The sequence below is a fragment of the Mesorhizobium sp. M7A.F.Ca.CA.001.10.2.1 genome, from assembly GCF_003998575.1.
Taxonomy (GTDB): Bacteria; Pseudomonadota; Alphaproteobacteria; order Rhizobiales; family Rhizobiaceae; genus Mesorhizobium.
On record NZ_RZQY01000083.1, the window covers coordinates 1 to 14,500 of the forward strand.

Annotated in this window: 13 protein-coding genes; 5 read left to right on the plus strand and 8 right to left on the minus strand. The window is 62.6% G+C overall.

Annotated elements, in window-relative coordinates:
* The coding region (locus tag EN964_RS08190) for an HAD family hydrolase (protein ID WP_127276293.1) at positions 1–458 on the minus strand (458 nt) is incomplete at its 3' end.
* Between the two features lie 171 nt (positions 459–629).
* On the opposite strand from EN964_RS08190, the gene EN964_RS08195 reads away from it, so the two are divergent.
* The 3 genes from EN964_RS08195 (at position 630) to EN964_RS08205 (ending at position 4,939) form a co-directional block, all read left to right on the plus strand.
* Complete coding sequence (locus EN964_RS08195) at positions 630–1,499, plus strand: transglutaminase family protein (RefSeq protein ID WP_127269220.1); 870 nt, start codon at positions 630–632, stop codon at positions 1,497–1,499.
* 340 nt (positions 1,500–1,839) lie between these two features.
* Positions 1,840–3,315, plus strand: a complete 1,476-nt coding sequence (locus tag EN964_RS08200) for a TadE/TadG family type IV pilus assembly protein (RefSeq protein WP_127269219.1) — start codon at positions 1,840–1,842, stop codon at positions 3,313–3,315.
* Between the two features lie 355 nt (positions 3,316–3,670).
* Positions 3,671–4,939: a cyclopropane-fatty-acyl-phospholipid synthase family protein gene (locus EN964_RS08205; RefSeq protein WP_127269218.1), complete on the plus strand. Its 1,269-nt coding sequence runs from the start codon at positions 3,671–3,673 to the stop codon at positions 4,937–4,939.
* Position 4,940: 1 nt separating this feature from the next.
* On the opposite strand, the gene EN964_RS08210 is transcribed toward EN964_RS08205, so the two are convergent.
* Positions 4,941–5,684 (minus strand): MOSC domain-containing protein, encoded by a 744-nt coding sequence (locus tag EN964_RS08210; RefSeq protein WP_127272273.1) that lies wholly within the window; start codon positions 5,682–5,684, stop codon positions 4,941–4,943.
* Positions 5,684–7,639 carry an acetate--CoA ligase gene (gene acs / locus EN964_RS08215; RefSeq protein ID WP_127268243.1) on the minus strand — a complete coding sequence of 652 codons (1,956 nt, stop codon included), beginning with the start codon at positions 7,637–7,639 and terminating at the stop codon, positions 5,684–5,686. Before acs ends, EN964_RS08210 begins: the two co-directional genes overlap by 1 nt.
* 302 nt (positions 7,640–7,941) lie before the next feature.
* Here acs and EN964_RS08220 point away from each other — a divergent pair, with 302 nt between their 5' ends.
* A complete protein-coding gene (locus EN964_RS08220) occupies positions 7,942–8,214 on the plus strand; it encodes an usg protein (RefSeq protein ID WP_013529022.1) in 273 nt (90 codons plus the stop codon).
* A gap of 307 nt (positions 8,215–8,521) precedes the next feature.
* On the opposite strand, the gene EN964_RS08225 is transcribed toward EN964_RS08220, so the two are convergent.
* Both EN964_RS08225 and EN964_RS08230 read right to left on the minus strand, forming a co-directional pair.
* Complete coding sequence (locus EN964_RS08225) at positions 8,522–9,556, minus strand: aldo/keto reductase (RefSeq protein WP_127268244.1); 1,035 nt, start codon at positions 9,554–9,556, stop codon at positions 8,522–8,524.
* A 52-nt stretch (positions 9,557–9,608) separates the two neighbouring features.
* Positions 9,609–10,790 (minus strand): MFS transporter, encoded by a 1,182-nt coding sequence (locus tag EN964_RS08230; RefSeq protein WP_127268245.1) that lies wholly within the window; start codon positions 10,788–10,790, stop codon positions 9,609–9,611.
* 119 nt (positions 10,791–10,909) lie between these two features.
* Between EN964_RS08230 and EN964_RS08235 the strand changes: the two genes are divergently transcribed.
* Entirely contained in the window at positions 10,910–11,818 is a 909-nt protein-coding gene (locus EN964_RS08235) for a LysR substrate-binding domain-containing protein (protein ID WP_127268246.1), read from the plus strand.
* A gap of 44 nt (positions 11,819–11,862) precedes the next feature.
* On the opposite strand, the gene EN964_RS08240 is transcribed toward EN964_RS08235, so the two are convergent.
* From EN964_RS08240 to EN964_RS08250, 3 genes are all read right to left on the minus strand, one after another.
* Positions 11,863–12,912 carry an aldo/keto reductase gene (locus EN964_RS08240; RefSeq protein ID WP_127268247.1) on the minus strand — a complete coding sequence of 350 codons (1,050 nt, stop codon included), beginning with the start codon at positions 12,910–12,912 and terminating at the stop codon, positions 11,863–11,865.
* Between the two features lie 177 nt (positions 12,913–13,089).
* Positions 13,090–13,344 carry a type II toxin-antitoxin system Phd/YefM family antitoxin gene (locus EN964_RS08245; protein WP_127268248.1) on the minus strand — a complete coding sequence of 85 codons (255 nt, stop codon included), beginning with the start codon at positions 13,342–13,344 and terminating at the stop codon, positions 13,090–13,092.
* Positions 13,345–13,783: 439 nt separating this feature from the next.
* A complete protein-coding gene (locus EN964_RS08250; RefSeq protein ID WP_127273581.1) occupies positions 13,784–14,446 on the minus strand; it encodes a YggS family pyridoxal phosphate-dependent enzyme in 663 nt (220 codons plus the stop codon).
* Positions 14,447–14,500: the final 54 nt, after the last annotated feature.

A 14,500-nucleotide genomic window follows, 5' to 3' on the forward strand; every position in this document is an offset into this window, starting at 1 on the left:
AAGCCGAGCCGTTCCGCGCCAAGCCGGAAGCAATCGGGCGCCGGCTTGCCGCGGGAGACATCTTCCGCCGCGACGATGATGGCCGGGACGGGGATGCCGGCGGCCTTCATGCGCAACAGCGCCAGCTCACGTGGGGCGGAGGTGACGATTGCCCAGCGTTCGGGCGGCAGCGAATCGAGAAATGCCACGGCGCCTGATATCTGGATAATGCCATCGAGATCGGCCGCCTCGGCCTTCAGCAGCAGATCAGCCTCGTATGCCGGGTCGACGCCCGGCAGTGCCAGGCCGGTGATGGTCTCGATCGCGCGCACGCCATGGATCGTCGGCAGGAAGGCGGCGACGTCGAGCCCCTGGCGGAGAGCCCAATTGCTCCACACCCGTTCCGCCGAGGCGATGGAATTGATGAGCGTGCCGTCCATGTCGAAGAGGAAGGCCGCGAATTTTCTGCCTGAATACATGATTTTCCTTGAGTCCGGGGAGGCGCTTGGTCGGGTGGCCGAACCTAACGTCTCGACTGCGGCAGGGGAAGACACGGGGGCGTGCTTTTCGATCGGCCCAGGGAACCACGATATCCTCCGGGCGTTTGGGAAGGACTGCTTCTCACAACAACGATCGAAGGGGGACCAACGGTGCTGATCCGGCTCGGCTACGAAATCGCCATCGAATGCGTAGCCGCCACGCCGGTGATTTCAGTGCTCGAGATCCATCGGGACAGGCAGGGCGACATCAAGCGGCAGACGCGGGTGCTGACCTCGCCCGCGGTGCCGACAAGGCTGTACCACGATCTGCATGGCAATGCCTGCCGGCGCTTCACAGCGCCCGCCGGTGGTTTTCGCATCCTGTACGACGCGGTCGTCGAGGACAGCGGCGAGACGGACGAGGTAAACACGCTGGCCAGGGAAGTGCCGGTGGCGGACCTGCCGGACGAAGTTCTCGGGTATCTCCTGGGCAGCCGCTATTGCGAGACGGATCATCTGAGCAGCCTGGCCTGGCAGCTCTTCGGTGACATCCCGTCCGGCTGGGCGCGCGTGCAGGCGATCGTCGACTATGTCCACAACCGGCTGTCGTTCGGCTATGGCTATGCGCGCTCGACCCGCACCGCGGCTCAGGCGCATGAGGAGCGCGTCGGGGTTTGCCGCGACTTCGCCCATCTGGCGATCACGCTTTGCCGCTGCATGAATATTCCGGCACGCTATGTGAACGGCTATCTCGGCGATATCGGCGTGCCAGCCGATCCGGCGCCGATGGACTTCTCGGCGTGGCTGGAAGTGTTCCTCGATGGCAAATGGTACACGTTCGATCCTCGCCACAACACGCCCAGAATCGGCCGTATCGTCATCGCCCGCGGCCGCGACGCCACCGACGTGCCGCTGCTGCACAGTTTCGGCCCCCACCGGCTCAGCCTGTTCAAGGTGTGGACCTATGAACAGGAAGGCAATCTGTTCAACCCGCCCTACCACGGCATCGACAGGACCGTCAGCGCACAGATGCTGGCGTAATCGCGACGCCTACCGATGCGACAGGGTGGCAGGGAGGTTCTTTCTAGGCGCAACTTTCGGGACACATGGTCCGCTTCGGCACAGTGAGCTTGTGCCGCAACAGGACGCCGTCGATGGCGTCGCGATGCCTTGGGCCAGATCATGGTAAGCGGCCGGTAAACGCGAGCGCCACGGTGCGTTCCCGTTTACCAACCGTTCACCTTTGCGGGTTCCAAAATTCAACAAAAACAATGACTTGCTGTTGGGAGGCGAGCTCTCTGCCAGGCCAAGGCATCATCCGGCGGGAATCCTGCATTGCCCTTTCCGCGGCGACGAGGCCGAGGCGAGTGGAGGCTGTAGGATGCGGAATTACGGGGGTCTTGTTCACGCGGTCGGCGGCTTCGCCAGGGATCGCGGTGGAAATTTCGCGGTCCTGTTCGGCCTTAGCGCCTCGGTCTTGGCGCTGGCAGCGGGCTTCTCGGTCAACGTATCGCAGCTCTACAATGCCAGATCGAGCCTCCAGAGCGTGGTCGACGCCGCGGTCACGTCGACGGCACGCGACCTGACGACCGGCGCCACCAACGAAGCCGATGCCGACACATCGGTGCAGGCCTTTCTCGACGCCAACAGCCAAGCAGGCATTCTGCAGGCCGACCAGATCGTGCTCGACAGGTTGATCGTCGACAGGACTGCCAAGACGGTTCAGGCCGACGCCCATATCGATGTCGCGCTGTACTTTCCGATTTTCGGCACGGGCGACATGAAACGCGTCACCGCTTCCACAACGGCGCTCTATTCGGACAAGACCGTCGAAGTGGCGATGATGCTGGACATAACGGGATCGATGGCCAAGCGCGGCAAGGTCGACAAGATCGGCGATCTGAAAGCTGCTGCAAAAAATGCTGTTCTGACGATGCTGCAGAAGCAGGATCCGCAGAACCCCCGCATCCGCGTAGCGATTGTGCCTTATGCATCTGGCGTCAACGCCGGCAAGCTGGCGGAAAACATCTATGCCGAGAAGCAAGGCAGCTCTGAGCTCCCACCCGTCGCCGGCAGTCCGCTTCTCGTCGCCAAGACAGGCAAAAATCTGCTGCCGTCCTTCAGCGACTACATCTCCATTGTCGGCGCGGCGATGCCACGCCCCGACAATTGCGCCACCGAGCGCAAGGACAAGAACGGCAACGCAGATATGAGCGCCGACGGCCCAGGCACTGTTCGCACCGACAGGAACGGCAAGAAATACTATGCCCTGGTCAACCGGGACGATCATCTCGGCGGAGGTATGAACAGGTGCCCTGGTGCGGAGGTGATCCCGCTGACCGCCGACTCCGATGCATTGCTTGAATCGATCGAGGACTTCCAGGCCGATGGCTACACGGCCGGCGCGATCGCCATTCAGTGGACCTATTATATGCTGTCGCCGCAATGGCGCACTGCAATCAGGAACGCCGGTCTCGGCAAAGGCGCCTCGGATGCCGATCCGAAGAAGATCGCCAAGGTCGCGATCCTGATGACCGATGGCCAGTTCAATACCGCCTTCGCCGGGGCTGGGGACAGGTACAATAGCCAGGGCAACCTTGCGCGCGGCAACGCCGAAACGCTGTGCGAAAATATGAAAAATGATGGCATCGAGATTTTCACCATTGGCTTCGATCTGGACGACAAGGACATGTCGGCAACCGAGCGGGATCAGGCAAAGGCGGTGCTGAAGGACTGTTCGTCGAAGGATACCTCCGCCGCCAAGAGGCATTTCTTCGACGTGTCCACCGGAGCCGAATTGGACGACGCCTTTCAGGAGATCATTCGCAACACCGAAAAGGTCGCATTGACCCAGTAGTCCGCAAACGGAAAAGGCCGCCGCTTCTTTCGAAGCCGGCGGCCTTCCGTGTTTCCGTCCGTGGCGCGGCCTTGGCGGCGACCTATCGGGTCACCCGCCGCGCATTTCGCGCCTTAACGGGAAGACTGCTTCCCGAAAGTGCAATCCGCTGAGGCCACGTTCTGGAAAACGAAATCACTCGACATCGGATCACCTCCTTTCGATTTGTTGAACACATACTGATGATGGGGTGCATTGCAGCAAAAGACAAGGTGCAGGTCTGAAATTAGCCAACGGGGGGCTTGGTGCGAGCCGCTTGCGATTGCCAGGCCGGCCGGGCAAACTTCTGCCTGGGGCCAGCATTCGGAGGAGTCGCATGGAGGCAGCCGAAAAGGCCGCTCGCATCGTTCGAACGGTGATCGAAACATTGAAACCGGGGTTTGCCGTCAGGCTATGGACCGGGGAGCGGATCGGCCCCGCCACGGGTCCGGTGCTCACCATCAACGACCAGGACATCGTCTGGCAGATCGTGAAGCGGCCGTCCCTGTCGACGCTGATCGAGATGTGGATTTCCAAGACGATCAACATCGAAGACGGGACGATTTTCGACTTTTATGCCCTGCCGTCGCAAGGCAAGCTCAGAACCAAGCTCAAATCGCTGCCGAAAATGGCGATCCTGGGCGACCTGCCTTCCGTGCTTTTGGCGCGCAAGCAGATGACGGCGCGGACCGATCTGTCGGGGCGCAATCCCTATGTCAGCGGTTCGAGCCAGGAGGCGATCCAGCATCACTACGACATTTCGAACGCCTTCTACCGGCTCTTCCTCGACGAGCGCATGGTCTACAGCTGCGGCTACTTCAAGGATTTCGCCAACAGCATCGACCAGGCGCAGATCGACAAGCTCGACCATATCTGTCGCAAGCTCCGGCTGAAGCCTGGCGAACGACTGCTCGACATCGGCTGTGGCTGGGGAGCGATGCTCATCCATGCCGCGAAGAACTATGGTGTTATCGGCCACGGTGTCTCGCTGTCGCAGGCGCAGACCGATCTTGCCCGCGAACGCATCCGCGCCGAAGGGCTGGAGGACCGCATCACCATCGAGATCAAATCCTATGCCGAACTCACCGGCTCGTTCGACAAGATCTCGTCGATCGGCATGTTCGAACATCTTGGGCTCGCCAACCACGCCACCTATTTCAAGACCATTCATCGCCTGCTGAAGCCGGGCGGCATCTATCTGCACCACGCCATCACCCGGCGCAGCAAGGGCGACATGAAGAAGACCCTGCGCAAGGGGCCGGAGTACAAGGCGCTGCTCAAATACATCTTCCCCGGCGGCGAACTCGACACGATCGGAATGACAACAGGCAATCTCGAGGCGCATGGTTTTCTCGTCTACGATGTCGAGAACCTGCGCGAGCACTATGCCCGCACCTGCAGACTGTGGGCGGAGCGGCTGCACGAAAGGTTCGACGAGGCAATCGCCGAGGTGGGCGAAGCCAAGGCACGGCTATGGTTGCTTTACCTGACGGGCTGTTCGATCACCTTCGAACGCGCCTCGGCGCAGATTTTCCAGACCGTCGTGACCAAGCGCGCGCGTGGTCCAAGCGGCCTGCCGCCGACGCGGGCGGATCTGTATCGATAGCTTACAGGAAGCGCATCGCGTCGCCGGTTTCGACGCGCGCCGGCCGGTCGACCGTGCAATAGACGCCGAGATTGTGGGCGTTATGGCGAACCAGATTGCGCAGGATCGCCGGATCATGGTCGAAGCCATCCTGGGCGATGATGGTGAAACCGCAGCGGCGGCAGGGTTCGGAGATGGTCAGCAACAGGTCGCCGATGGCAAGCTTGCGGCCGATCCATTCCGTCTCCGGAAACGACCCTTCGAGTGCCGCCATGTCGACGACGATGTTGGGACGAAAACGGCGCGGATCGGGGGTGCCTTCCGGATGCAATGCCTTCAGGCGCGCCAGCGAAGCCGTGGTCAACAGATGGATCGGCGCCTTGCGATAACGCTCCGCCGTCAGCGGGCCGGAATAGTCAGGCGCGGCATTCTCGCGACGAAACGGCCGGATCGAGGCCTCGAAGCCGAGATAGGCCGATACCGCGCGGTCGCTCTCGATACTTGGCGCAGCCAGCCAGTTGCCCTCGGGAACGGCAATCTCGAGTTCCAGGGTCGGCGACAGCCGGGTTCGGATGCGCGGCACCTTGTGCCATTTCGGGTCGCGGTCCGGTCGCGCGATCTCATTGTCGGACGCGTCGACAAGGCCGAACATGCGGTCGCCCTTAATGCTCTCGATGTCGACCGAGATTGTCTCCCGGCGCTCGCCGGCAAGCGAACTCGCCGGATAGCGCCAAAGCTCACTGACAGTGCCAAGCGCTGCCTGCATCAGCTCTTCTTGTTTTGCCGGTTGGCGACCAAATCATCGACGACGGCCGGATCGGCGAGCGTCGAAGTATCGCCGAGCGCTGAAAAATCGTCCTCGGCAATCTTGCGCAGGATGCGGCGCATGATCTTGCCGGAACGCGTCTTCGGCAGGCCGGGCGCGAACTGGAGCTTGTCGGGCGAAGCGATGGCGCCGATCTCCTTGCGGACATGGGCGACCAGCTCCTTGCGCAGCTCCTCGCTCGGCTGCTCGCCGGCCATCAGCGTGACGTAGCAGTAGATGCCCTGTCCCTTGATGTCGTGCGGATAGCCGACGACGGCGGCTTCCGAAACCTTGTCGTGGCTGACCAGTGCGGATTCGACCTCGGCCGTGCCCATGCGATGGCCGGAGACGTTGATGACGTCGTCGACGCGGCCGGTGATCCAGTAATAGCCGTCGGCGTCACGGCGGCAGCCGTCACCGGTGAAATACTTGCCCTTGTAGGTCGAAAAATAGGTCTGCACGAAGCGGTCGTGGTCGCCATAGACGGTGCGCATCTGGCCCGGCCAGGAATCGGTGATGCACAGATTGCCGTCGGCCGCACCTTCCAGCACCTTGCCCTCGCCGTCGACCAGCTGCGGCTTGACGCCGAAGAAAGGCCGCGTCGCCGATCCCGCCTTGAGGTCGGTGGCGCCGGGCAGCGGCGTGATCAGGATGCCGCCGGTCTCGGTCTGCCACCAGGTGTCGACGATCGGCACCTTGCCGTTGCCGACGATGTTGAAATACCACTCCCAGGCTTCCGGATTGATCGGTTCGCCGACCGAACCCAGTACGCGCAGCGACTTGCGCGATGTCTTGGCGACATGCGCGTCGCCGGCGCCCATCAGCGCGCGCAGCGCCGTCGGCGCGGTGTAGAAGATGTTGACCTTGTGCTTGTCGATGACTTCCCAGAAGCGCGACTGCGACGGATAATTCGGCACGCCTTCGAACATCAGCGTGGTGGCGCCGTTGGCGAGCGGGCCGTAGACGATGTAGCTGTGGCCGGTGACCCAGCCGACATCGGCGGTGCACCAGTAGATGTCGCCGTCATGGTAATCGAAGACATATTGGTGGGTCATCGAGACGTAGACGAGATAGCCGGCGGTGGTGTGCAGCACGCCCTTCGGCTTGCCGGTCGAACCCGATGTGTAGAGGATGAACAGCGGGTCCTCGGCCTTCATCTTCTCGGGCTTGCATTCGGCTTTCACCGTCGCGACCTCGTCGTGGTACCAGACGTCGCGGCCTGAAACCCAGCCGGTCTTGCCGCCGGTGCGGCGCACGACCACCACCTTTTCGACTTTCGTTCCGGCTTTCGCGGCGATCTCGATCGCCTTGTCGGTGTTTTCCTTCAAAGGGATGGGCTTGCCGCCGCGCAGGCCTTCATCAGCCGTGATGACGAAGGTCGACTTGCAGTCGTCGATGCGGCCGGCCAGCGCATCCGGCGAGAAACCGCCGAAGACGATCGAATGGACGGCGCCGATACGCGTGCAGGCCAGCATCGCATAGGCGGCTTCCGGGATCATCGGCATGTAGATGGTAACGCGATCACCTTTCTTGACGCCGTGTTTCTTCATCACATTGGCGAGCCGGCAGACATGCTCGTAGAGCTCGTTATAGGTGACCTTCTTGTCATCGTAGGGATTGTCGCCTTCCCAGATAATGGCGGTCTGGTTGCCGCGCTTCTTCAGGTGCCGGTCGATGCAGTTGTAGGAAACGTTGGTCAGTCCGTCCTCGAACCATTTGATCGAGACCTTGCCGTCGAAGGAGGTGTTCTTGACCTTGCTGAAGGGCTTGAACCAGTCGATGCGCTTGCCGTGCTTGCCCCAGAATTTGTCCGGGTTCTTGACGCTGTCGGCATACCATTTCAGGTAGGTGTCATTGTCGATCAGCGCGTTTTTCTTCCACGCCGGCTGGACGCGATGGACATGAACCTCGGACATTCCTGACTTTCCTCCCGAACCAATCGCCGGCTTGAAATGCCGGCGGGATCGCGGCGACAGGGCCGCGAATTCGGCGGCATTATTACCAGTTCCGCCGTTACGGCAACATTAGACGTTGGATTCGCGCGGCGGGATGCCGCAGGGGGCTTCCCCGAGGCTGTCAGCACTCGGCCAAGTGCGCTGCTAACTGCATGTTTTCGCATGCTAAAGCCGGTTCAGATGAAGAAAAAATCAATAGACGATTAATCAGCGGCGCGCACAATCAGCCATGGGAGGACAGGCGAATCAACCTGGGGACCGTAATGCGCGACCATGCCGAAATGGACCTGATGCTCAAAGGCTATGGCTTGACCACGGCCAAGATTCTCTATCACTTTCCCGATCACCCGCATCTGCTGCAGAGCTTCATCTGGCAGGACTACGATCTGGCGCCGAAGTTTCCGGTGCTGATCAAGTTCATCGAATTCTGGAAGGCCAAGCTGGACGGGCCGCTGCATTCGATCAGCTACACCCACCAGAAGCTGATCGCGCCGAATGAGTGGCGCAAGGTGGATGGGGAGTTCGTGCTGCACTGAGAGCAGTAGGCAGGCATTTTGTCGACCATTAGTGGTTGGCGCAAACGCCTATCGCGTCGTCATCCACGGGCGAAGCAAGGAGCGAAGCGACGCGGCGCAGACCCGAGGATCCATGCCGGGACTCCGAAGCGTCACAACGGTGCAGAATTCTGCTCCGCTGCACTTTACGGCCAAGGTCGCGGCATGGATCCTCGGGTCTTCGCGACGCCGCTTCGCGGCTGCTCCGCCCGTGGATGACGAAGTTGAGGGGCTTCGGCTACCCCCAAATGTCTCTATGGCGGCCCCGGAACGTAAGACTGTGACTTAATCAAACAGCCGGCGGGTTCAGCCGGGCAAAGCCTTCCTGCCGCCGATACGGGAAGTACGGGTAGGGCGCGGTGACTTCGCTTGCGGCGTCGAGTTTCCCGATCTGCTCCGGCGTCAAGGTCCAGCCGACGGCGCCGAGGTTCTGGCGAAGCTGTTCCTCGTTGCGGGCGCCAATGATGACCGACGACACGGTCGGGCGCTGCAGGAGCCAGTTGATGGCGATCTGCGGCACGGTCTTGCCGGTTTCCTGCGCCACCGCATCGAGCGCATCCATCACCCGATAGAGATGCTCGTCCTCGACCGGCGGTCCGAAGCTTGCCGTGTCGTGCAGCCGGCTCTTTTCCGGCAAGGGCTGGCCACGGCGGATCTTGCCGGTCAGGCGGCCCCAGCCAAGCGGGCTCCACACGAGCGCGCCAACGCCCTGGTCGAGGCCGAGCGGCATCAGCTCCCATTCGTAGTCGCGGCCGACCAGCGAGTAGTAGACCTGGTGCGCGACATAGCGCGGATAACCGTGCTTGTCGGCTTGCGCCAGCGACTTCATCACTTGCCAGCCGGAGAAATTGGAGACGCCGACATAGCGCAGTTTGCCGGCGCGCACGAGTTCGTCCAGCGTCGACAAGACCTCCTCGATCGGCGTCCCGGCATCGAAAGCGTGCAGTTGCAACAGGTCGATATAGTCAGTGCCGAGGCGCTTCAGCGCGGCGTCCACCGACTTGATCAACCGCGACCGGGAAGAGCCATAGTCAGCCGGTCCGTCGCCCATCGGCAGCGCGGTCTTGGTCGATATCAGGACGGCATCGCGGCGGCCTTTTATGGCTTCGCCAAGCACCTCTTCCGAGGCGCCGTTCGAATAGACGTCGGCGGTGTCGAACAAATTGACGCCGGCCTCCAGGCAAATGTCGATCAGCCGCCGCGCCTCCCTGGCGTCGCTGTTGCCCCAGGCGCCGAACAGCGGGCCGGAGCCGCCAAAGGTTCCCGCGCCGAATGAGAGTGCGGGCACTTTCAGGCCCGATGCACCGAGACGTCGGTAGTCCATCTTTTTACTCCTGTGGAATGAAGGGTGTGGGAAGCGGGTTTGCAGAGGACGGTCACGACCGGATGGAGGCAGGCTCGCCGAGCGTGGCGGTGCGATCGAGACGCAGCGCCAGCCCCGCCACACCGAGTGCCGCGAGCGGCAGCAGGGCGGCGACCCAGGTAAGGGAGCCCAGGCCAAGGCCATGGGCAATCACCGCACCACCAAGCCAGGCGCCTGCCGCATTGCCGAGATTGAAGGCGGCGATGTTGAAGGACGAGGCGAGGCTCTGGCCGGCACCTTGCGCCTTGTCCAGCACCCACATCTGCAGCGGCGCCACTGTGGCGAAGGCGGCGGCACCGAGCAGGCCGACATAGATGACGGCCATGACCTGGCTGTGGATGGCGAAGCTCATGGTGGCGAGCACCAGGGCCAGCACCACGAGACTGCCCAGCACGGCCGGCACCAGCCAGCGGTCGGCGACCTTGCCGCCAAGCAAATTGCCGGCGATGAGACCGCCGCCGAAGACGAGCAGGATCGGCGACACGGCCGCTTCCTTGAAGCCGCTGATCTCGGTCAGCAGTGGTGCGATATAGGTGAAGACGGCGAAGACGCCGGCATAGCCGAGCACCGTGGTGGCGAGGCCGAGCAGGACGGGCGTGCGGCGCAGCACGGCGAGATCGGCGCGCAGATCGCTCTTTTCGGGCGCCGTCCGGCTGCGTGGCACCAGAGCCAGGATGACGGCGAAGGCCGCCACGCCGACCAATGTCACCGCCCAGAAGGTCGCTCGCCAGCCGAAGGCCTGGCCGAGCCAGGTGCCGAAGGGCACGCCGAGGATGTTGGCGATGGTCAGACCGGTGAACATCAGCGCGATCGCCGAGGCTTGTCTGTTGGGTGCGACCAGCCCGGTGGCGACGACAGAGCCGACGCCAAAGAATGTGCCGTGGGCGAAGGCGGTGATAATGCGGGCGCCCATCAGCGTCCAGTAATCGGGGGCCAGCGCACAGGCGAGATTGCCAAGCGTGAAGATCGCCATCAGTGCCAGAAGCACGGTCTTGCGTGGCCAGTTGCCGGTGGCGATGGTCAGCAGGGGCGCGCCGATGACGACGCCGAGCGCATAGCCCGAAATGAGCTGGCCGGCGGCCGTGATCGAAACGCCGAGATCCTTGCTGACATCGAGCAGCAGACCCATGATGACGAATTCGGTGACGCCGATGCCGAAGGCACCGGCGGCAAGCGCGTAAAGAGCAAGAGGCATGGCGGTTTCCACTTCGATGGCGAAGAGCGCCGTCCCGCGCCCCGACCCCTGAGATCGTGCTTCCCTGCATTGTGAACCAGACTTGCCTTGGGCACATTTTCTGTGAAATAGATTCACAAATGGCCAGGCCCGATATCAATCGCTCCGGCGAGATCGAAGTGTTCGTGCGCGTCGTCGAGGAAGGCAGTTTTTCCTCCGCGGCACGCGCGTTGCGCATGACACCGTCGGCGGTGAGCAAGCTGATCGCGCGGCTGGAGGCCCGGCTTGGCGCGCGGCTGGTCAGCCGCTCGACGCGAAAGCTGCAACTGACGCCGGAAGGTACCGCGTTCTACGAGAGCGGCCTGCGCATCCTCGCCGACATGGCGGCGGCCGAGCAGGAGGCGGCGGCGGGTGCTTCACCGCGCGGACGGTTGCGCGTCAACAGCTACGTGCCCTTCGGGGTACACCGGCTGATCCCGCTTCTGCCACGCTTCCTCGAACGCTACCCCGAGATTTCGGTCGATCTGGTGCTGACCGACAGCGTCATCGACCTGATGGCGGAACGCGCCGATGTCGCTATCCGTGCCGGGCCGCTGAGTGAGTCACGGCTGGTGGCGCGCAAGCTGGGGCAAAGCCCTGTGGTGGTCGTTGCAGCACCTTCCTACCTCGAAACGCAGGGCACGCCGCTGACGCCAGCCGATCTCGACAGGAATAACCGCATGGGCTTCGGCTTCGTCAGGCATCTCGATGGCTGGCCGTTCCTCGACGCGGACGGCCGCGCCATCATGGTTCCCATCACCGGCAACACGCTGGTCAGCGATGGTGAGGCGATGCGGCTGATGGCGCTGGCGGGCGCAGGCATCGCCCGGCTGGCGCGCTGGCATGTGGCGGAAGACATGGCGGCCGGCCGGCTGGTGTCGCTGCTGGAGGCATTCAATCCGGGCGACGAGGAGCCGACCCACGCCGTCTATGTCGGCCAGGGCCGGCATCTGCCGGCGCGGGTGCGTGCCTTTCTCGATTTTCTCGGAGAGAGCGTCCGGCTGAGCTGACATCTCCGGAGCCACGGCTCCCGGGATGTCAGCGTGGGCTGTATTTATGCTTTCGGCGTGAACGGCGCCGGGCGGCGGCCCACTGCCTGGCGCTCCAGCATCCAGCCGGGATATTCGGACGGCAGGGCGCTGACCTCGTCGAGACGAAGCAGATCGTCGGTGTCGAGCTTCACTTCAGTCGCGGCAAGGTTCTGCTCCAGCTGCTCCATGCGGCTGGCGCCGATGATGACGCTCATCACGAAGGGCTTGGCCAGGACATAGCCGAGCGCCACCGTGGCGACGCTGACATCATGCTTTTTGGCGATTTCGCGCATGACGGCCACCGCGGCCCAGGCGCGGTCTTCGTTGACCGGCGGGAAGTTGAAGGACGCGCGGCGGCCTTCGCCATTGCCGGGCGCGCCGGGGCCGTACTTGCCGGAGAGCAGGCCACCGGCCATCGGCGACCACACCATCAGGCCGAGCTTCTCTTCGTTGAGCAGCGGCACGATCTCGCGCTCGAGGTCGCGGCCGGCGATCGAATAATAGGACTGGACGGTCTCGAAACGGGCAAAGCCCTTGCGCTCGGCGATGCCGAGCGCCTTGGCGATGCGCCATGCCGCCCAGTTGGAGACGCCGACATAGCGAACCTTGCCGCTGGCAACGAGATCGTCGAGCGCCCGCAGCGTTTCGTCGATCGGCGTCACGGTGTCGGTGCCGTGCAGCTGGTAAAGATCGATATGGTCGAGCTGCAGCCGCTCTAAGCTGGCATCGACCGAGTCCATGATGTGGCCGCGTGACGAGCCGCGCTGGTTGGAGCCTTCGCCCATGGCGCCATGCGCCTTGGTGGCGATGACCACGTTCTGCCTGTTCACACCGAGATCCCTGAGCGACTGGCCGAGCAGCCGTTCGGATTCGCCAAAGGAGTAGACGTCGGCCGTATCGAAGAAATTCACGCCGGCGGCGAGCGAATGGGCAACGATCTCGTTGACACCCTTCTGGTCGAGGCTGGCGATCAGGCCCCATTGGGCATTCTGACCGGCGGCGCCGAAGGTCATGGTGCCGAGGCACAGTTCGGAGACGAACATCCCCGTATTTCCAAGCTGGTTGTAGCGCATGGTGGCGGCTCCAGAGAGTTTGTGATGACGCAAAGCAAATAGGAACGGTACGTTTCGTTTCCAATTGCTGGCTCAACGAGCCCGCCGAGTTGGCCTATAACCCCTCACCGCATCTAATGCCGCCATCAGAAAAGCGCCCGCTGCATTCACCGAACGAGGTTCGCATGAGTATGCGGATTATAAGTCTATAACTCGGATCTTCGTCTTCGGGCGGCGATTGACCTCCTCGACGAAGTCGTCATCCCACACGGGACCTGAGAGAAGATATTCCGCAAGCGAAGGTGTTGCGCCGACCAGTCGGTCGTAGTCCTCGGGGGAGAGTACGACAGCAGTTGGCTTTCCGCGCACCGTGATGGTTTGTGGCCCTTGTTCCCGCGCCTGCCGTACGAGTTTCGCCAGATTGTTCTTCGCGTCCTTAAGATGCCAGTTCAAGGGCACTACTCGCTAGATGGCTTCGCTAGTCATATACCAGATGCCGTTGAAGCATGGCAGGGTTTCCGCTCGAACAGATGTGTTCGCTAGTTCCTCGACATGGGTTGGAAGCTATTGGCAGCGAGAATCTATAGCCTCTTTCGGCGGCAGATCGCAAACCTCGGGGATTGGCCTAAACATCTCTCTCGTCGTCATCCACGGGCGGAGCAAGGAGCGCAGCGACGCAGCGCAGACCCGAGGATCCATGCCGCGACATCTGCCGAAGAATGCAGCGGAACAGAATTCTGCACCGCTGCATTTTCCTTGTCGTCACGGCATGGATCCTAGGGTCTGCGCTCCGCTTCGCGTCGCTCCGCCCTAGGATGACGAAGGTGTGGTGGCCTGCAGCCAATCGAATATGTTGGAATTTAGCGACTAGAGACCGGTCTGTGCATCGGAACTATCGGCTGCCGAAGATCGCCGAACCGACGCGGACGCTGGTGGCGCCGAAGGCGATCGCGGTCTCATAATCGCCGGACATGCCCATCGAAAGTTTGGCGACGTTGGCTTCCTTGCCGAGCTTTTCCAACAGCGCGAAGTGCGGGCCGGGATTCTCGTCGGCCGGCGGGATGCACATCAGGCCCTCGATGGCGAGGCCATGGACGTCGCGGCAGCGGGTGACGAAAGCCACGGCCTCGCGCGGCTCGATGCCGGCCTTCTGCGGCTCGGAGCCGGTGTTGACCTGGACATAGAGTTTTGGCGCGCGGCCCTGTTTGGCGATCTCCTTGGCCAGTTCGGCGGCGATCTTCTCGCGATCGATCGTCTCGATGACGTCGAACAGCGCCACAGCCTCCTTGGCCTTGTTGGATTGCAGCGGGCCGATCAGATGCAGTTCGATGCCAGGAAAAGCGTCCTTCAGATCAGGCCATTTGCCTTGCGCCTCCTGCACACGGTTCTCGCCGAAGACGCGCTGGCCGGCTTCGATGACCGGGCCGATGTCGGCAGCGTCAAAGGTCTTGGAGACCGCGACCAGCGTCACGGCGCCGGCTTCGCGGCCGGCCTCGCGCTCGGCGGCGTCGATCTTCGCCTTGACCGCGAAAAACTGCTGAACGGCATCGCCCATATGCAAATCCTGCTGTTTTGACCGGCGTTTTTGTCAGACGCGATACCCATATGG